Source organism: Streptomyces sp. HD, from assembly GCF_028369295.1.
Taxonomy (GTDB): Bacteria; Actinomycetota; Actinomycetes; order Streptomycetales; family Streptomycetaceae; genus Streptomyces.
Genome location: NZ_JAQMYP010000099.1, coordinates 1 through 18262, shown reverse-complemented (window position 1 = coordinate 18262; position 18262 = coordinate 1). Strand labels below are relative to the sequence as shown.

Sequence of the window (18262 nt, the reverse complement as noted above, 5' to 3'; positions counted from 1 at the left end):
GCCGGGCCCCCCCCGCCCCCATGGCCGTTCCAGAAGTCGCAGAGGGGGACATCGTGGGGAAAGCAGCACGAGAGCGCGGCGGCGGACGACATGACGGCAGCGGACGACACGGCGGCATCGGACGACACGGCGGCAGTGCGCGACGTGCCGACCGACAGAGCCCGTTCGAGGCCGGAGACGTCTTCCTGTACCGGGCGCCCCTGGCACCGCACGGCGCCGGGCTGCCCCTGCCCGCCGCGGGCCCCCGGGATCTGACGGCCTGCGCCGACCTGATCGGCTCGGTCCCCGCGGACACCGGGCTGAGCGAGGCACTGGACCTGGCCTCCCCCAGCCTCAGCGCGATGGTCCGCCGTGTCACCGGGCGCGGCACCGACGGCATCAAGGCCGGCCAGCTGCGCCGGGCCGCCCTGGCCGTGCTGCGCTACGACATCCGGATGCGTACCCGGCCCACCCCGTTCGGCCTGTTCGCGGGCGTGGCGACGGGCCGGTTCGACTCCACCGCGAAACTGGAGCGGGGCGCACGGCACCGCACCCGCACGCACGCCGACATGCAATGGCTGACCAGGATCGGCCACCGTCTCGAACGGGACCCGGCGGTGCTGTCCGCGCTCACCGTCCAGTCCCACCAGGCCCTGGTCGTGCGCGGCGACCGGCTGGTCCTCGCCTCGTCGTCGGCGCAGGGCGTCCGGCTCACCGAGGGCGGCGAGACCCGATCCACCGTGTCGGTGCGCCGCACGCCCGTCGTCGAGCGGGCCGTCGCCGCGGCCCGGGCCCCGCTGCCGTACGACGACCTGGTGGCGCGCACCGCCGCCGCGTTCCCCGGCGCTCCCGTCGGGCGCGTTCGCGGGCTGGTCGCCGAGCTGGTGCGGCAGGAGATCCTGATCACCGGGTTGCGCCCGCCGCTGGACGGCGGCGACCCGCTGGACCACGTACTGAACCTGCTCGCGTCCGTGCCGGACCCGTCCGAGGAGACCGGGCGCATCCACACCGCGCTGCTGGCGGTGGACGACGAGCGCCGGACGTACGACGCGACCGCCGTCGGTGCGGGACGGGAGCGGCTGGAGCGGCTGCTGCGGACGGCGCGTGCGATCGAGCCGGACGACACGCCCCTGCACATCGACACCCGTCTCGACACCACCCTCCATCTGCCCCACGCGGTGCGGGAGTCGGTCGAGCGGGCCACTGGTGTGATGTGGCGGCTGTCCCGGCCCAAGCTGGGGCTGTACGCCCTGCGCGACTACCACCGCCGGTTCCTCGACGTGTACGGCGCCGACCGGCTCGTACCGGTCCTCGAACTGCTCGACGAGTCCACCGGGCTCGGCGCTCCGGCCGGCTACGGCTGGCCCAACGGCGACACGCCTCCCGTGCCCACGCCCGATCCGCCGCGCACGGCCCGCCGGGACCGGACGATGGCCCGGCTGGTCGCCGCCGCCCAGCGGAGCAGGCGGCGCGAAGTGGTCCTGGGTGACGCGGACCTGGACGCGCTGTGCCACGACACCGCCGACCCGGCGGAGCTGCCCAACTCCGCGGAGGTGACGGTGCAGGTCGTCGCACCGTCCGTGGAGGCGCTGGACGACGGCGACTTCCGGGTCTTCCTGTCGCCGTCGCCGGGATCGCACCGGGCCGGGTCGACCTTCGCCAGGTTCGCCGACCTCGATCCCGGCTGGCGGGCGGAGTTCGCCGCGCTGCACCGGGCCAACCCGGTCCATGTCCAGGACGCCGTCGCCGTCGACCTCGCCTTCCGGACGCGCTCGGGACGGGCCGCCAACCTCGCCCACACCACCCCGGCCACCGGCCGCCGCGTCTCCGTCGGCGTGCCCGATCTGCCCGGCGTGGAGGAGCTGCGCCTCGCGGACATCGGCATCGGCGCGACCCTGGACCGGCTGACCGCCGTGCACATTCCGACGGGCCGCGAGATCGTGCCGGTGCTCGGCAACATGGTCAGCGCCCCGGCCCAGGCGCCCAACGCCGTACGGCTGTTGTGGGAGATCGGGCTTGAGGGGCAGCGGCTGTGGGAGCCCTGGAACTGGGGGCCGCTGGCCGACGCGCCGTTCGTGCCGCGGGTGCGCTACGGCGACTTCGTGCTGGCCTGCGCGGTGTGGCGGCTGGACGAGCTGCGGGAGCGGGCCGACGCCGGGAAGGGCTCAGGCGCCGCGAAGGGGGCCGACGTGGCGAAGGGGGCCGACTGGGACGCGGCGGTCGGCGACTGGCGGGCCGGGTGGGACGTACCCCGCCATGTCCTGGTCGTCACCACCGACCAGCGGCTGCTGCTCGACCTGGACGACGCCTGGCACCGTGAGCTGCTGCGCGACCAGGTGCTGCGCCACCCCGATCTGATCGCCCAGGAGGTCCCCGGCGAGCACGAGGGGTGGCTCGACAGCCCGCTCGCCGGGCACAGCGTCGAGCTGGTCGTCCCGCTGACCCGCCGGGAGAACGGCATGCCCCGGCGCCGCCCCTACGCCGGCCGCCACCAGCCCGAACGCACCGTGCACGGCCTGGGCGGCGAGTGGCTGTACCTCAAGCTGCACCTGTCGAGCCGGGCGCAGGACGATCTGCTGCGCGACCACGTCCCCGAACTGGTGGACCTGGCCGCCGGGAAGGGCGCCGACGGCTGGTTCTTCATCCGTTACACCGACGAGGCCGGTCACCATCTGCGTCTGCGTCTGCACGGCGACGCCGGGGCGCCCGAGCGGTTGTGGGGATCGGTCGCGCCCGCTGTCGGCGCCCTGTTGCGGCGCTGGCAGCGGCAGGGTCTGGTGCGCGGACACGCGCTCGCGCAGTACGACCCGGAGACCGAGCGCTACGGCGGTCCGGCGGCGCAGCGGCTCGCCGAGCGGGTCTTCCAGTACGACAGCGAGGCCGCCGTGGCCCTGCTGCACCTGGCCAAGGACCCGGGCAACGACTTCGGCGTCGACGACCTCGCCGTCGTCTCCTGCGCGGCGCTGGCGCACGCCTTCGGTCCGCCGCCGCCCGGGCACCCTCTGGTCACCGAGGACTTCGGGGACGACGCGGCGGCGTCCTGGCTCTCCATGACCGGCACCCGCCGCGACCTGCCGGCCGCCTTCCGCACCCGGTCCGCCCACTGGCGCCGCCTGATCGACCCCTACGACGGCTGGCCCGCCCTCGGGGAGGACCCCGCGGGAGCCCGCGCCCTGGCCGCGCTGACCGCCCGGGACGACGCCGTGCGCCGCCTGGCCGAGCTGGTCCGGGAGTCCGGCGCCGGCCCGGACGGCCGGAGCCCCGAGGGCCGGGTCGTCGGCAGCCTGCTGCACATGGTCTGCAACCGCCTGTTCGGCGGCGAGAGCGCCCGCGAGCTGGCCGTGCTCGGCATCGCGCGCGGCGCCGTACAGGACAACTTCCACCGCCGGAGCCACGCATCATGACCACCACCAAGCTGAGCGCCCGGGAGGCGGTGACCCTGGTCGCCGACCGGCTCGCCGACCCCGAGCAGATCGCCGCGGTCGCCTCCCGGGACGACAACCGGGACCCCATCTACGACTCCGTGATGTGGGGGCCGATGACCCTCGCCAACGGACTGCCCGGCGTCGCCCTCCTCTACGGGGAGCTGGCCCGCACCGACGGGGCCTGGCGGCCCACGGCGCACCGGCACCTCGCCGCCGCGGCCGGGGCGATGAACTCCGCGCCGAGCCGCGGCCTGTTCTCCGGCCCGGCCGCCCTGCTCGCCGCCGCCCAGAGCTGCGCGGGCCCCGCGGGGCACTACGGCGCCCTGCGCCGCAAGCTCGCCGCCTGGGTCGCCGAGGACCAGCTGACCCGGCTCGGCACCTTCCGCGACCGTGCCGCGGACGGCGGCAGGGGCGTCGACTGGGCGGCGTACGACCTGATCAACGGGGTGTCGGGGACGGCCCGGCTGCTCCTGGACTCGGCCGCCGACCCGGCCGAGACCGGCCCCGACGTGGAGTCCGCGCTGGCCGACTCGCTCCGGCATCTCGTGCGGCTCACCGAACCCGTCGTCGTCGACGGCCATGAGGTGCCCGGCTGGTGGGTGCCCGCCGAGCTGCAACTCGGCGAGCGTGACCGGCAGTCGTACCCCCGCGGCGATTTCAACCTGGGCCTGGCGCACGGCATCGCCGGACCGCTCACCGTGCTCGCCTCGGCGTACGAGGCGGGACACCGGGTCCCCGGGCTGGTCGAGGCCGTGGAACGCGTCGCCGACTGGCTGCTGGGCTGGACGCTGCGCGACGCGGCCGGGACGTACTGGCCGGCCCGGGTGAGCTGGGACGACGAACTCGCGCCCGAGCGGCCCCGGGAGCTGTTCACCCGTACCGCCTGGTGCTACGGCGCGCCGGGCGTCGCCGCCGCCCTCTTCCACGCCGGGACCGCCCTGGACCGGCCGCCGTGGCGCACGGCCGCCGTCGACGCGCTGCATGCCGCGCTGCGCCGGGACGAGTCGCTGTGGGCGATCGAGGGCGCCACCGTCTGCCACGGCTACGCGGGACTGCTGCGGGTCGTGGCCCGCCTCGCGCACGCGACCGGCGATCCCGAACTGCTCGCCGGAAGCGTCCGGTTGACGGGCAAGGTCCTCCAGTGCGCCGACGAGGAGGCACCGTTCGGCTTCCGCCATCTGATGCGTTTCCCGGCCGCCGCGCTCTCCCCGGTCCCGCACCGGGCCGTGAACACGGCGGGGATGCTGGAGGGCGCGGCGGGCGTGGCGCTGTCGCTGCTGCCGGTGGATCCGGGACCGTTGCCGTGGGACCGCACGCTGGGGCTGGCCTGAACCGCCGTGGAGCCCGAACCGCTGGAGGGAATCGACGTGTCAGACGTGGCGGCATCCGCCGCACCGGCCTTCGAGCTGACCGACCTCGTCGTGCGCTACGGCAAGGTGCGCGCCGTGGACGGCGTGTCCATGAGCTCTCCCCCGGGCCGTATCACCGCCTTGCTCGGCCCCAACGGCGCCGGAAAGTCCTCCCTGCTGGGCGTGCTGTCGACGGCCTCGCGGCCGGACGCGGGCTCGGTCCGCATCTTCGGGCACGACGTGCTGTCGGCGCCGATGGCCGCGCGCCGCCGGCTGGGGCTCGTCTTCCAGGAGCGGACCCTCGACAAGGAACTGTCCGTGGAACGCAACCTGTGGTTCCACGCCCGGCTGTTCGGGATGAAGCGGGCGGACGCCCGGGCCCGGATCGACCTCATGCTGGACCTGTTCGGCCTGACCGACCGCCGCCGTCAGCCCGTCGAGGAGCTGTCCGGCGGCCTGGCCCGGCGGGTCGAGATCGCCCGCGCCCTGCTCCACCGCCCCGGCCTGATCATCCTCGACGAACCCACCAACGGCCTGGACCCGACCGCCCGCGCCACCGTCTGGGCCGACCTGCTGCGGCTGCGCGACCGGCTCGGCGTCACCGTCCTGTACTCCACGCACTACATGGACGAGGCCGAGTACGCCGACGAGATCGTCATCCTGCAGAAGGGGCGGGTCGTCCGGCAGGGCAGCCTGGAGCAGCTCAAGAGCAGCCTGGACTCGTCCCGGATCGTGGTGAGCTGCGCGGACGACGAGGCCGCCGCACGCCAGTTGCGTGCCGCGGGCTTCGACCCGCTGATCGAGCCCGACGGTGTCGCCGTGCACTGCGCCGACCCGGAGGCCCGGATCGCGGAGGTGGTCCGCGCCCTCGACGTGCCCGGACTGACCGTCGCCGTGCGCCACCCGTCGATGAACGACGTCTACCTGGCGGCCGCGAACGGATCGAGCGGTTCGCGGTCGGGCGAGACGAGCCACGACCGACAGGAGAGTGTGAGCACCCCGTGACCGCACACCCCATGACCGCGACCACCGCACCCGCCGCCCTGGAACCCCTGGAACCCCTGGAAGAGGGACGGCTGACCGTCGCCCTGCGCGCCATCGGCGTCATCGCCCACCGCGATCTGCTGCGGCAGGTCAAGAAGCCGGGGATGCTCGTCAGCCAGGGCGTGCAGATCCTGTTCTTCGTCCTCGTGTACGCCGTCGGCTTCAACGGCATGATCGGCTCGGTCGGCTCGGTGTCGTTCAGCGCGTACGTCTACCCCGGCATCATCGCCATCCAGGTCGTGTCGATCGGGGTCGCCTCCGGCCAGACGTACGCCTGGGACCGGGAGTACGGCGTCCTGCGCGAACTCCTCGTCGCCCCCGTGCCCCGGATCTGCCTGCCGCTGGGCAAGGTGGCCGCCGGGGCGGGCCTGGTGACCGTGCAGAGCGTCGTGATGCTCGCCTTCTCACCGCTGACCGGGGTCGAACCGACACCGGGCCGGTTCGTCGCGGCGGTCGGCGTCTACGCCCTCACGGCAGTGGTGTTCAGCGTCATCGGCCTGTGCCTCGCCACGGTCATCAAGCGCGTGCAGACGCTCCAGGCCGCCGTGCAACTCGCCATGTTCCCGATGCTGTTCCTCTCCGGCTCGGTCTTCAGCGCCGAGGACGCGCCCACGTGGCTGGCCTGGATCATGCACCTCAACCCGATGACGTACGCGGTCGACCTGGCGCGTCAGACGTTGCTGGGCAGCGGGGGTCTTTTGCCCTGGTGGGTGGATCTCGGGGCGCTCGCCGGGATTCTGGCGGTGGTGCTGGCGATGCTTCGGGTGCGGAGTGCGCGATGAGTTGGGCGCGGTCGCGGATGCCGGTGCTGGTGCTGGTGCTGGTGCGGAGGGTGCGATGAGCTGGGCGGCGTTGCCGTCGCATGCGCGGGCGGACGGGGCGGACGTGGCGGACCGTGGGGTTCTGCTCGGTGAGGACGAGGCGGCGGAGCGGGTCCTGGTCGGTGGACTGCGGTGGATCGAGGCGCAGTTGGAGTGGTTCGAGCCCGCACGATGGGAGGAGTTTCTGCCGCGTCGTCCCTTCCGGCCCGGCCCGCTCCTCGAACTCCTCGGCCTGGTACGGGTGTTGGAGCGTGCCGGCGTGCTGCCGAAAGAGTCGCCGCTCGCGACGGGCGCGCTCGACCTCGCCGCACGTGTGGCCGCCGACCCGTCCTTCGAGGCCGGGCTGCGCCGGGCCGACGAGTACTTCCCGTACCACCTCAACCTCATCGGCCTGCTGGAACTGCTCGGCCGCCCGCAGCCCGCGAGGCGCCCGGTGTGCGAGGCGCTGCTCGCGGCGGACGCGGGCGCCCACGCACGGCCGTACAAGCCGGTGCTCAACCGCCTCGAACTCCGCTACTTCGCCGACCGCGGCGGCTTCCCGGCCCCGGCGTCCCTGCCCGGCCCGGGCGCACTGCTCGCCGAGAGCATCGCCGGTCTTGGCCCGGACGTACTCCAGCTGAGCGAGAGCGAGACGTATGCCCTGACCCATGTGGTCTTCTACGCGACGGACTTCGGCCGCCACAGCCTCACGCTCCCCGGGGACGGGGCGACGGCCCGGCTGCGCGAGACCGTCCGCGTCCTCCTCGGTGTGCACCTCGCCCGGGGCAGCCTGGACCTCCTGGCGGAGCTGCTGCTGTGCACGGCGGCGCTGGACGATGGCTTGGGCGCCGGGCACCTGCCGCACGTAGGCTGGAACGCCCTCGCCCGCGCGGCCCGCCCGGACGGCGCCCTGCCCAGCCCCGTGCACCGCCCCGAGGTCCTGGCCGGTCTCGACAACGCCAAGGCGGCGGCGTACGTCTTCGGGACCTGCTACCACACGACGACGGCGGCGGTACTCGCGGCGGCGGTACGCAGACAGCGCGGCGAGTATGCGCAGGGTTCCGACGGCGCGCATTCGGATGGCGTCCCGCCGCTGCCGTACGCCGATCCCGGCGCGATCCGGTCATGGTCACGAGAGGTGTCCACGACCGCGCGAACGGCTTCCGCCGCGGTACGGGATGCCTGGACCGACCAGTTGGACCCGCTGCTGGCGCTCTGCGTCCAGGCCCGCGACCCGGGGCTGCTGGCCGAAGTCCTGCACGCCGCCGAACACCTCGGCCGTGCCGACCGCCCGACCCCCCGGAGGGCGGCGGCGCTCCTGGCGGCGTGGGGCGCCTGAGCCTCAGTCATCGAGGGCCGTCGCCCTCCCCTGCACCACGAACTCCGCCCACACGACCTTGCCGGGATTCCGCTCCCCCACGCCCCACTTGTCGGCGAGCGCACCGACCAGCAGCAGGCCGCGGCCGCCCTCGTCCGGGTCGTCGGGGGTTCGGGGGACGCCCGTTCCGCTGTCGTGGACTTCGACGCGGAGGACGTCGCCGTCGTAGCGGACGCGGAGCAGAAAGCCGCGGCCGGGCGGGGCGCCGTGGAGGAGGGCGTTGGTGGCCAACTCGCTCACACAGAGCAGCAGATCGTCCGCGCGGTGCCAGTCGGCGAGGTGCCAGTACTTGAGCGCGCCTGCCGTCAATCGCCTGGCAGCGGGGATGGATCGGCGGTGCCGGGCGTAGAACTGGTCGCGCTGGCGAGGGAGTTCGGATGTCGCATTCACGGGACGAATGTTGCGCAGAGTCACTAGCGTTGATCAGTGAGCGAGCTCGTACACCTGATTTGTACGGGTGCGCACCGGGTCGGCGTGAGCACGTGTGGGGAGTTAGCCGGGCATGAACTCCAAGAAGCCGCGGAAGAAGAACGTCTCGTCCATGCGGATGCTGGGCGCGCAGATGCAGACTGCGCAGAAGGCGGCGGGGCTCACACAACGGGCACTCGCCGCCGAGGTCCTGGTGGACGAGGAGACGATCACGTCGATCGAGCAGGGGCGGCGGACGCTGTTGCCTGACATGGCGGAGGTGCTGGATCGGATCCTGGATGCCAAGGGCATGCTGGTGGCCGGGGTCGAGAACTTCCCGGAGATCGATCAGTTCCCGCTGTACGCCGAGCAGTACATGGTGCACGAGCGGGAGGCCATCTCACTGTCCTGGTACGACGCGCTCGTCGTCCCCGGCCTGCTCCAGACCGAGCCGTACGCCCGCGGGGTGATGCGCGAGCGCGTACCGGCGTATGACGAGGACGAGATCGCGACCAAGGTCACCGCTCGCATGGAGCGGCAGGAGATCCTGCAACGCAAGTGCCCGCCGACGATGAGCTTCATCGTGTGGGAGCCGGTGCTGTACCTCGACATCGGCGGCGACAGGGTCCGCCGCGACCAGATGCGTCGCCTGCGCGAGTGCGCCGAACTCCCCGGGCTGTCCTTGCAGTTCCTGCCGATGCGCACGTCCTCGCACGCTGGTGTGGACGGCCCTTTCACCCTCCTGGAAACACCGGATCACCAGCAACTGGCCTACACAGAGGGCCAGCGCGGCAGCCAGTGGGTTTCTGACCCGGATGAGGTGTCCATCCTGGCGCGCAAGTATGCGATGCTGCGATCGCAGGCCCTGTCTCCTCACGAGTCCAAGAGCCTGCTCGATCGCTTGGTAGGAGATAAATGAGCACCGCACTTGAGTGGTTCAAGTCGAGCTACAGCAGCGACGAGGGCGGCGCCTGCCTCGAAGTGGCCTACACCTGGCGGAAGTCCAGCTACAGCGGCAGCGAGGGCGGCCAGTGCGTCGAGGTCGCCCTCTGCCCCCACACCATCCACATCCGCGACTCCAAGAACGACCCGCAAGACAGCCCCACCCTCCAGGTAAGCCCCGTCGCCTGGACGGCGTTCATCCAGCGCGCCGGCTGAAGGCTCACTCGTCGAACGCCGTCGCCCGGGTCCGCTTCTCCCAGGCCGCCACATCCCCGCGCACCTGGTCGAGGTGGCCGAGCACGGCGTCGACGCCGTCGTCGCCCAGGGGGAGCCGCAGTGGGGTCCGGTCTGCCTCCAGCGCGGCCAGGATCAGGGCCGCCGCCTTCGCCGGGTCGCCGGGCTGGGTGCCGTCGCCGCCGGAGACGAAGCCGCGGGTCTGGCTGACCTTGGAGTACAGGCCGCTGTCCGTGCTGACCCCGGCCCGCCCGGTCTCGAACAGCGAGGTGCGGAAGGAACCCGGCTCCACGATCAGCACCTTGATGCCGAACTCGGCGACCTCGTCCGCGAGCCCCTCGGACATGCCCTCCAGCGCGAACTTGGTGGCGCTGTACGCCGAGAAGCCCGCGAAGGACATCTGCCCGCCCATGCTGCTCATCTGCACGATCGCTCCGGCCCGCCGCTCCCGCATGTGCGGAAGCACCGCACGTGTGAGGGCGGCGGGCCCGAAGACATGCACATTGAACAGCTTGCGCAGCTCGTCCTCGGTTGTCTCCTCGAACGCGCCCACATGGGTGCGGCCCGCGTTGTTGACCAGCACGTCGATCCGCCCGTGCCGGGCGATCACATCCCGTACGGCCGTCTCGGCGGCGCCCGTGTCACCGACGTCCAGCCGCAACGCCTCGACCTGATCGGGGTGGGCGGCCACGAGGTCGTCCAGCCCCTCGGGCCGGCGTACGGCACCCACCACCACGTCACCCTCGGCGAGCGCCGCCTCCGCGATGGCCCGCCCGAAGCCGCTGCTCGCGCCGGTGATCAGCCACACCTTGTTCATGACAGCTCCTCGTGTCGGAGACCCGTTCGTCCATCTCTGCTTACGCGGACCAGCCTGCTGCCGGACCCGGTTGCCCGTCCAAGACCCACGCTGATAGCCGATGGTTATGACCATGGACGTTCATGTGCGCGACCTGCGCTACTTCGTGGCGGTGGCCGAGGAACTGCATTTCACCCGGGCGGCCGAGCGGCTGTACGTCTCCCAGCCCGCGCTCAGCAAGCAGGTGCGCGCGCTGGAACGGCAGCTGGGCGTGGAGCTGTTCCGGCGCGCTCCGCAGGGCGTGACGCTCACGGAAGCGGGCGTGGCGTTGCTTCCGCACGCCCGGCGGGTGCTGGAGGCCTGGTCAGAGGGATCAGGCGCGCTGGAGGCCGCCCGCGCGGCGGCGCGCGGCACGCTGGTGGTGGGCATGAGCACCAGCCCCGGCCGAGGCGGCCTGCTGCCCGCGATCCGCTCCCGCTTCACCGCCGCCCACCCGGACACGGTCCTGCGGCTGCGCCAGGTGGGCTGGGCGGACCCCACGGCCGGGCTGGCGGACGGTGACGCCGACGTCGCCTTCGTCTGGCTGCCGCTGCCGGACCCCGACCGCTACGCCTGGACGGTGCTCGTGGAGGAACCCCGCCTGGTCGCCCTGCCGGACACCCACCCCCTCGCGTCCCGTCCGGAGATCGACTTCACGGACCTGCTGGACGAGCAGTTCCTCGCACTGCCGACGAGCGCGGGGCCGTTGCGTGACTACTGGCTGGCACTGGAGGAGCGGGGAGGACGGCCGCCGCGTATCGGGGCCGAGGTGGCGAGCACGGAGGAGACGTACGAGGCGCTGGTCGCGGGGCTGGGGGTCTGCCTCGTGGCTACGGGCAACGCCCCGCTGATCACCCTGGGCGGGGTGGTGACGCGTCCGGTGCGGGGGCTCTCGCCGAGCCGTTACGCCCTGGCCTGGCGGCGCGCGGACGAACGGCGGCCTCTTGTGCGGGCGTACGCGGAGGCTTGCCGACGGTCGACAGGCGGGGCGTGAGCCGTACGGCCGTATGCGACGGGGCATGAGCAGTACCGTCGTATGCGACGGGGCGTGAGCAGTACCGTCGTATGCGGCACGGCCGTATGCGGTACGGCGTTCCCGCAGTTCCCGCTGGTCTCGCGGTTCCCCCTGTCCCCGCCGCTCTCCTTCAGGCCCGTTCCGTCGCCGGCTCGGCCGGTGTCGTGCCCAGGCGTGCCTGTTCCTCCTCCACGATGCGGCGGGCCAGGCTCAGGTCCGAGATGTCGACGGCGTCCGGGGTCGACTCGGCGACCGCGCTGCGGCGGGCGTAGGCGTCGAACAGGCGGGACTTGTTCTCCAGCAGCCGCACGAGCCGTTCGTCCACGCCGCCCGTGCAGAGCAGGCGGTGCACATGGACCGAGCGGACCTGGCCCATGCGGTGGGCGCGGGCGACCGCCTGGTGTTCGACGGTCGGCTTGAGCTGCGGCTCGCAGAGGACGACAACGGACGCGGCCTGCATGTTCAGGCCCACTCCACCCGCCTCGATCTGCGCGAGCAGCACGGCGTGGCCGGGCGCGGCGGCGAAGTCGTCGACCAGTTGCTGACGGCGGGCGGGCGGCACGCTGCCCGAGATCGGCCCGCGGACCTGCCCGTCGGCCGCATCGGCCGCCAGCGCCTCCCGCACCACCCCCAGAACGTCCCGGAAGGCGGAGAACACCACGACCTTCAGCCCGTTCTCGGCGGCCTCGTCGACGATCTCGCGCAGCCGGTCCAGCTTGGCCGAGTGGCCGGGTCGGGCGTACGCCGCCCGGCGCATGGCCATGAAGTTGCCGGCGCGCACGGCCTCGCGGTAGGCCTCCTCGTCCTGTGCGCTGGGCTCCTCCCACTCGTCCGTGTGCTGGAGGGCGGGGAGTTCGGTGAGGACGTCCTGCTGGTTGCGGCGCAGATAGACGGGTGCGACGGCCTTCCGGAACGCCTTGGAGCCCGCCACGCCGTTGTGCTCGTCCACGGAATCGGCCAGCTCGGGCTGGAGGATGCGCACCAGGCTGCGGAACTCCTCGACGCGGTTCTCCATGGGCGTACCGGTCAGGAACAGCACGCGGTCGCAGTGCTCCGCCCACTCGGAGACGGTCATGGAGCGACGGGTCTGCGGGTTCTTCACGAAGTGCGCCTCGTCCACGACGAGCATGCCCAGCTCACCGCCACCGGGCACCGGGAAGCCGCGCAGGGCGTCGAAGGTGGTGACCGCGACGCCGCCGCGCCCCTTCCAGTCGGCGAACGCCTCCTGCCGGTCGGGGCCGTGCAGCGGGGTCACGCGCAGTGCGCTGCGCTTCTCGATCTCCCGGGTCCAGTTGATGAGCACGCTGGCCGGGCAGACCACCAGGAAGTGGCTCTCGCCCTCGCCGGCGAGGTGTGCCAGCGCGGCGATGGCCTGGATCGTCTTGCCGAGCCCCATCTCGTCGCCGAGGATCACCCGGCGCTGGGCGAGGGCGAAACGGGTGCCGAAGGCCTGGTAGCCGCGAAGTGAGACGCGGCGGTGGGTGTCGTCGAGCGACTGGGTCCTGACGCGCTCGGCGACCTCGTCCGGCAGGAATCCCTCGGCCGCCGCGGGGTCGGGGGCGCGGCCCGAGAGCTCGGCGAGCAGGCCGTAGTACTCGGCGGAGCGGAGCTCGAAGTCGACCAGGGCGGCCAGGGCGGAGTCCGGGCGGCGCAGCAGGTCGACCGAGGCCTGGGCGAGCAGGTGCGGCACGTCGTCCTGGCCGGCCCGCTCGGTCAGTTCACGCACCTCCGCCAGGGCCGTCAGCGCGCGTTCGCGTCCGGCGCGGCCCGCGAGCAGCATGCGCAGCCGTCCGGCCGTCGGTGCCGCGTCGGCCAGCGAGGGGCCCAGCCGCTCGGCGAGCGCGGCGGCCGTGTCGACGGCCCGGCGTGCCTCGGGGCCCGCCTCCACCAGGACGTTGAGCGCGACGACCAGTGCGGTGGTCCGGGGCTCCGGCCGGTCCACGTCGATGTGGACGGCGATGGTGTCCCGTACGGCGTCGGCGATGCGCCGGGCGGCGGCCACCGTCTGGTCGGCCGTCTGCTGTCCGACGCCGGGCAGTTGCCGCAGCCGGTACGACCCGGCGTCCAGGACCTGCCCGACCGTACGGAAACCGCCCTTCTCCACCTCGCCCAGGCGCAGCCTGCCTTCGGTGAGGTCTCTCAGCCGGGCCACCGGAATGGCGTCCAGCTCGCCGCGGGCCAGCTCGTCATGGATCGGTTCCAGGGCCGCGCGCACCGCCTCGACGGCCCGCGCGTGATCCTCCACGACAGCCTGCGCGGCCTCGTACAGCCGCCTGCCCCCGGCCACCGCCTCCCGCTCGCTCCGCCCCATCGCGCCCCGCCCCCTTCGCCCCTCTCATCGCGTCCCCGCATCCTGCCATTGCCGGGACGGACGGCGCCGCCCGCCGGTTCGCCCCCCGTCATGGCCAGTCCGTCGGGTCCCTGTGTCGATCCGCGTCAGCTCACCGGACGAGTCCGGCCGGCTCGGTGACCTTGCCGAGCAGCCATTCCAGGGGCCCGCGACGGAAGTAGCGGGACCAGAGGGTGGCGAACACGGTCACGGCCACGATGAAGCCGATCAGTACATGGAGGGCGGGGCCGGGCAGTTCCTCGGTGCCGAGGAAGCGGATGCCGACGATGTGGAGGACATACGCGGTCAGGGACATCGAGCCGACCGCGATCACCGGACGGACGGCCCGGTGGAAGCGCGGGAAGGCGTCGACGGCGGCGAGGCAGCCGGCCAGCACCGCGATCGCCACGCCGGCGTTGGCCAGGATCGACAGGGTCGTCTCGCTGTGCGGCGAGGCCACCAGCAGTCCGACCGGCGTGCTGCCGTCGGGGTGGCCCCAGGTGTCGGACCACCAGGCCGACGCGGCCGATCCGCCGCCGCCCCACTCGCCCCACCCGCCGGCGCTCAGCTTCGTCAGGGCGCCGGGGACCAGGTGCAGGGCCGGCCAGGAGCCGCCGTAGCCGAGCACGGCGAGACAGCCGCCGGTGATCGCGAGTCGTATCCGTACGACGGCGGCGGTCAGGTCGAGACGGGCCACCGCCATACCGGCGACGACGAAGGGGACCCAGGTCAGGGCCGGGTAGCTGCCCGTGAAGAGAAGGGAGACGACGCCGTCGGCGTCCTTGGGCCGGGCCCAGATGCCGTCGGCGCCCTCGGCGGGGAGCGCGTGCTGGACGACGTACAGGATCTGCGGCAGCACCAGGGCACTGGCCGCGGCGATCACCGCCAGCGGGCCGGCGGTGAGCCGGTACAGCGGCAGGACGAGCAGGAAGTACAGGCCGTAGAAGGCGAGGATCACCTCGACCGGGGTGCCGGTCATGGTCAGCGCGGTGCCCAGGACCAGCAGGACGAGCGCCCGGATCACCACCTTGGCGACCGCCTGCCGGCCTGCCCGGCCCGTCTTCGGGGTACGGCGCCCGGTGATCAGCATGATCGAGAAGCCGGCCAGGAAGGCGAACAGGGCGGAGGCGCGACCGTGCGCCAGCTCCATGAGGTGCCCGGTGGTGCCGCCCTGGGCTGGGTCGGGGCCGACGTGGGCCGCGAACATCCCGAAGACCACGAGGCCCCGGGCCAGGTCGACGCCGATGAGGCGGCCGACCGGGGCGCGGTCGGTCGCGGGGGCCGGGGGCGGGCTGTTCCTGGTCGACCTCGGCAAGCTCACCCCACAGCGGAGCAACTAGGCGTCGGTATGCGTTCCACCCCTCACAGCGGCCAAGCGGTCAGCAGATCGCCGGGGCCGTAGGCGGCATCCAACCCCGGGCAGTCGACTCCGCTGCGCGAGACCGCCACGACGGGGACGGGTTCGCCGGTGAGGGCGGCCCGGTGCCGATGGAGAGCTGCCAGGTCGTGCCGGTCGAAGGGTGACTGCTCCAGCCACTTGATGGAGCCCACGAAGAGAAGCTCCTTGGCGACGGGGGCGCGGTCCGCCCCGACGATGTCGATCTCGACGTCGTTGGTACGGGTCCAGTAGCCGCCCACCGCGGGAGCCGCGGGGAGCCGGTCGTCGGGCAGTGTCCGCGCCAGGGCCTCACGGACCAGGGGCTCGACGGCCCGGCCGCGCCAGCTGGTCCAGTTCTCCCGGATGCGCGCCAGGGTCAGATCACCCCGCCCCCGTTCGATCTCCTCCATGGAGGGGCCGAGCAGATGCAGCCAAAACCGCAGGTAGGGATCTGTCACCCGGTAACGTCGGTCCTTCGAGGCACGCAGCGACACGGGCAGCTCCGCGGCGACGATCCGTTTGTCGGTCAGCAGTTCCAGCGCTCGCTGCAGCGGCGTGGCCCCGATCCCGCCGGCCGCACGGGCGATGTTGGTGAAGGTCCGCTCACCGCTGCCGATGGCCGCCAGCACGGTACGCGCCTGAGCCTGCGGGGGAAACTCGGCGGCCAGCGAGCGCTCGGCCGACACCAGCAGGGCCGAGACCGGGTCACTCAGCGCCTCGCCGAGGAAGTCCCACAGCCCCGCACCCCGCGGCCACTCCGCGCAGATCAGCGGCAGCCCGCCGGTGACCAGCGCGGCGTCGAAGGCCTCCGCCGGATCCAGCCCGAGCATGCGCCCCACCTCGGCGGGGTTCAGCGGCCCCAGCACCATCTCCCGGCCGCGCTGATGGAAGGGGCGCCCGTAGCTGTTCAGAGCCTCCATCATCGACAGATCGGAGCCGATGAGGACCAGCAGCACCGGCTTGGTCTCCAGCACCCGGTCCCAGGCCCGTTGCAGCATCCCCTCAAAGGCGCCATCGCCGTCCATCAGGTACGGCACCTCATCGATGACCAGCACACTCGCCCGGTCGGCGGGCAACGCCGCGGCCAGCACATCGAACGCCGCGTCCCAGCCCTCCGGCCGCGCGGCGGCCACCAGCCCCGCCAACGGCAGCGTGGACGCCTGGGCGTCCCGGGCCAGCCGCGCCAGATCATCCCTGGGGGACGCACCGGTCGCCGCGTAGAACAAGAACGGCGCACCGGAGCGCTCCGCAAACCGCTCGACCAGTCGCGACTTGCCCACCCGCCGCCGCCCGCGCAACATCACACACCGCCCGGGCCGCTCCCCGCCCACCCCTGCCGCCACCTTCTGAAGCTCCCGCTCCAGCGTCGCCAGCTCCTGCCGACGACCTACGAAGTCCACCATGTCCGCCGACCTCCCATGGCACTAACAGAAATGTTAGTAACATCGAAGTTACCAGAGTCCGGAAATGCATCAAGGGCCCGACTCCGAAGAGCCGAGCCCTCTATGACCTGCATGTTTGCCAGATCAGCGATGTGGTGGCGGGTCACCCGCTAGACGTTGAAGCGGAACTCCACGACGTCCCCGTCCTGCATCACGTAGTCCTTGCCCTCCATGCGCGCCTTCCCCTTGGCGCGGGCCTCCGCGACCGAGCCGGTCTCCACCAGGTCGGCGAAGGAGATGACCTCGGCCTTGATGAAGCCCTTCTGGAAGTCGGTGTGGATGACGCCGGCGGCCTCGGGGGCGGTGGCGCCCTTCTTGATGGTCCAGGCGCGGGATTCCTTGGGGCCGGCCGTGAGGTAGGTCTGCAGGCCGAGGGTGTTGAAGCCGACGCGGGCGAGGGTGGCGAGGCCGGGCTCCTCTGCGCCGACGGACTCCAGCAGCTCCATCGCGTCCTCCTCGTCCAGCTCGGCGAGGTCCGCCTCCAGCTTGGCGTTCAGGAAGATCGCCTCGGCGGGGGCGACCAGGGCACGCTGCTCGGCCTTGAAGTCCTCGTCGACCAGCTCGTCCTCGTCGACGTTGAAGACGTAGAGGAAGGGCTTGGTCGTCAGGAGGTGCAGGTCGTGCAGGAGCTCCTCGTTGCCGGAGCCCTGGACGATGCCCGCGGAGAACAGCGTGTCGCCCTTCTCCAGGATCGCCTGGGCCTCCTCGACGGCCTTGACCTTGGGCGCGATGTCCTTCTTGATCCGCGACTCCTTCTGGAGCCGGGGCAGGACCTTCTCGATCGTCTGGAGGTCGGCGAGGATCAGCTCGGTGTTGATCGTCTCGATGTCGTCCTTGGGCGAGACCTTGCCGTCGACGTGGACGACGTTCTCGTCCTTGAAGGCGCGGATGACCTGGCAGATCGCGTCGGACTCACGGATGTTCGCCAGGAACTTGTTGCCCAGGCCCTCGCCCTCGGAGGCGCCGCGCACGATGCCCGCGATGTCCACGAAGTCGACGGTCGCCGGGAGGATGCGCTGCGAGGAGAAGATCTCGGCCAACTTGGTCAGGCGTGCGTCCGGGACGCCCACGACACCGACGTTCGGCTCGATCGTGGCGAACGGGTAGTTGGCCGCCAGCACGTCGTTCTTGGTCAGGGCGTTGAACAGGGTCGACTTGCCGACATTCGGCAGACCGACGATTCCGATCGTGAGCGACACGTTGCGACTTCCCGTACGTGAGAGGACTTCAGGGGCTGGGCTGGGGCCCGGTCCTTCTTCGATCTTCGATGCCGATCGATCTTCGACGCAGATGCACGGGCCGATCCACCAGTCTACGGCGTGCCGGGCCCGGCCCCTGCGCCCCGTCGAACACGTGGCCAAGGTCCGAGCCAAGGCGTGTCTGAGGGCCCATTCACCACATAAACCGACCTAGGTTGGTGCAGTGGAGCAAGACAGGGCGCGACCTGCCGGGTACGAGTCGCTGTGCGGACCGTCACCGCCGTCACCGGTATTGCCGCCGCGGACGGTGCGGGGTGGGGGTGCCGCAGCGCGGGGCGGCGGGTCGTCCGCGCTGGTGGGGACGGACCGATGTCGATGAGGGGTGACGGTGGCTTTGCACGGGGTGGGTACGGACCGATGAGGGGTGAGTGGGGTTTGGCGCGGGGTGGGGACGGACCGGTCCGGGGTGAGGGGCGTTTCGCCGGGGAGCGGCCCGACCCGGCCC

General features: G+C 72.4%; 14 protein-coding genes. 8 read left to right on the top strand and 6 right to left on the bottom strand.

Features of this window, described 5'->3' with window-relative positions; all coding sequences use genetic code 11:
* Window positions 1-53 precede the first annotated feature (53 nt).
* From POF73_RS44625 to POF73_RS44605, 5 genes are read left to right on the top strand one after another with little or no spacing between them, the layout of a single operon-like run.
* Window positions 54-3383, top strand: a complete 3330-nt coding sequence (locus POF73_RS44625; protein WP_272125236.1) for a lantibiotic dehydratase — start codon at window positions 54-56, stop codon at window positions 3381-3383.
* Window positions 3380-4735, top strand: coding sequence for a lanthionine synthetase C family protein (locus POF73_RS44620; protein ID WP_272125234.1), 1356 nt, complete (start codon window positions 3380-3382; stop codon window positions 4733-4735). Before POF73_RS44625 ends, POF73_RS44620 begins: the two co-directional genes overlap by 4 nt.
* A gap of 36 nt (window positions 4736-4771) precedes the next feature.
* Window positions 4772-5758, top strand: a complete 987-nt coding sequence (locus tag POF73_RS44615) for an ABC transporter ATP-binding protein (RefSeq protein WP_272125232.1) — start codon at window positions 4772-4774, stop codon at window positions 5756-5758.
* Window positions 5755-6579 carry an ABC transporter permease gene (locus POF73_RS44610; RefSeq protein WP_272125230.1) on the top strand — a complete coding sequence of 275 codons (825 nt, stop codon included), beginning with the start codon at window positions 5755-5757 and terminating at the stop codon, window positions 6577-6579. Before POF73_RS44615 ends, POF73_RS44610 begins: the two co-directional genes overlap by 4 nt.
* 55 nt (window positions 6580-6634) lie before the next feature.
* A complete protein-coding gene (locus POF73_RS44605; protein ID WP_272125227.1) occupies window positions 6635-7936 on the top strand; it encodes a DUF6895 family protein in 1302 nt (433 codons plus the stop codon).
* A gap of 3 nt (window positions 7937-7939) precedes the next feature.
* On the opposite strand, the gene POF73_RS44600 is transcribed toward POF73_RS44605, so the two are convergent.
* Window positions 7940-8365: an ATP-binding protein gene (locus POF73_RS44600; protein WP_272125225.1), complete on the bottom strand. Its 426-nt coding sequence runs from the start codon at window positions 8363-8365 to the stop codon at window positions 7940-7942.
* Between the two features lie 151 nt (window positions 8366-8516).
* Between POF73_RS44600 and POF73_RS44595 the strand changes: the two genes are divergently transcribed.
* Window positions 8517-9302: a helix-turn-helix domain-containing protein gene (locus POF73_RS44595; RefSeq protein WP_443049771.1), complete on the top strand. Its 786-nt coding sequence runs from the start codon at window positions 8517-8519 to the stop codon at window positions 9300-9302.
* Complete coding sequence (locus tag POF73_RS44590) at window positions 9299-9541, top strand: DUF397 domain-containing protein (protein WP_272125220.1); 243 nt, start codon at window positions 9299-9301, stop codon at window positions 9539-9541. The genes POF73_RS44595 and POF73_RS44590 overlap by 4 nt, the downstream gene beginning before the upstream one ends.
* Window positions 9542-9545: 4 nt before the next feature.
* On the opposite strand, the gene POF73_RS44585 is transcribed toward POF73_RS44590, so the two are convergent.
* Window positions 9546-10376, bottom strand: coding sequence for an oxidoreductase (locus POF73_RS44585; RefSeq protein WP_272125219.1), 831 nt, complete (start codon window positions 10374-10376; stop codon window positions 9546-9548).
* A 106-nt stretch (window positions 10377-10482) separates the two neighbouring features.
* Here POF73_RS44585 and POF73_RS44580 point away from each other — a divergent pair, with 106 nt between their 5' ends.
* The gene (locus POF73_RS44580; RefSeq protein ID WP_272125217.1) at window positions 10483-11388 is read left to right on the top strand and encodes a LysR family transcriptional regulator; all 906 of its coding nucleotides are present in this window, start codon (window positions 10483-10485) and stop codon (window positions 11386-11388) included.
* A 151-nt stretch (window positions 11389-11539) separates the two neighbouring features.
* Here the strand turns inward: POF73_RS44580 and POF73_RS44575 are convergent, their stop codons facing one another.
* The 4 genes from POF73_RS44575 to ychF form a co-directional block, all read right to left on the bottom strand.
* Complete coding sequence (locus POF73_RS44575; RefSeq protein WP_272125215.1) at window positions 11540-13720, bottom strand: DEAD/DEAH box helicase; 2181 nt, start codon at window positions 13718-13720, stop codon at window positions 11540-11542.
* 130 nt (window positions 13721-13850) lie between these two features.
* Window positions 13851-15053 carry a DUF418 domain-containing protein gene (locus tag POF73_RS44570; RefSeq protein ID WP_272125214.1) on the bottom strand — a complete coding sequence of 401 codons (1203 nt, stop codon included), beginning with the start codon at window positions 15051-15053 and terminating at the stop codon, window positions 13851-13853.
* Window positions 15054-15100: 47 nt separating this feature from the next.
* Entirely contained in the window at window positions 15101-16519 is a 1419-nt protein-coding gene (locus POF73_RS44565; RefSeq protein ID WP_272125212.1) for an ATP-binding protein, read from the bottom strand.
* 149 nt (window positions 16520-16668) lie between these two features.
* Window positions 16669-17757: a redox-regulated ATPase YchF gene (ychF, locus tag POF73_RS44560; RefSeq protein WP_272125211.1), complete on the bottom strand. Its 1089-nt coding sequence runs from the start codon at window positions 17755-17757 to the stop codon at window positions 16669-16671.
* Between the last annotated feature and the right edge of the window lie 505 nt (window positions 17758-18262).

Excerpts from the sequence above, each read along its gene's own strand:
- POF73_RS44620 (WP_272125234.1), top strand. The coding sequence starts at position 3,380 with ATGACCACCACCAAGCTGAGCGCCCGGGAGGCGGTGACCCTGGTCGCC.
- POF73_RS44605 (WP_272125227.1), top strand. The coding sequence starts at position 6,635 with ATGAGCTGGGCGGCGTTGCCGTCGCATGCGCGGGCGGACGGGGCGGAC.
- POF73_RS44595 (WP_443049771.1), top strand. The coding sequence starts at position 8,517 with ATGCGGATGCTGGGCGCGCAGATGCAGACTGCGCAGAAGGCGGCGGGG.
- POF73_RS44590 (WP_272125220.1), top strand. The coding sequence starts at position 9,299 with ATGAGCACCGCACTTGAGTGGTTCAAGTCGAGCTACAGCAGCGACGAG.
- POF73_RS44585 (WP_272125219.1), bottom strand. The coding sequence starts at position 10,376 with ATGAACAAGGTGTGGCTGATCACCGGCGCGAGCAGCGGCTTCGGGCGG.
- POF73_RS44580 (WP_272125217.1), top strand. The coding sequence starts at position 10,483 with ATGACCATGGACGTTCATGTGCGCGACCTGCGCTACTTCGTGGCGGTG.
- POF73_RS44575 (WP_272125215.1), bottom strand. The coding sequence starts at position 13,720 with ATGGGGCGGAGCGAGCGGGAGGCGGTGGCCGGGGGCAGGCGGCTGTAC.
- POF73_RS44565 (WP_272125212.1), bottom strand. The coding sequence starts at position 16,519 with ATGGTGGACTTCGTAGGTCGTCGGCAGGAGCTGGCGACGCTGGAGCGG.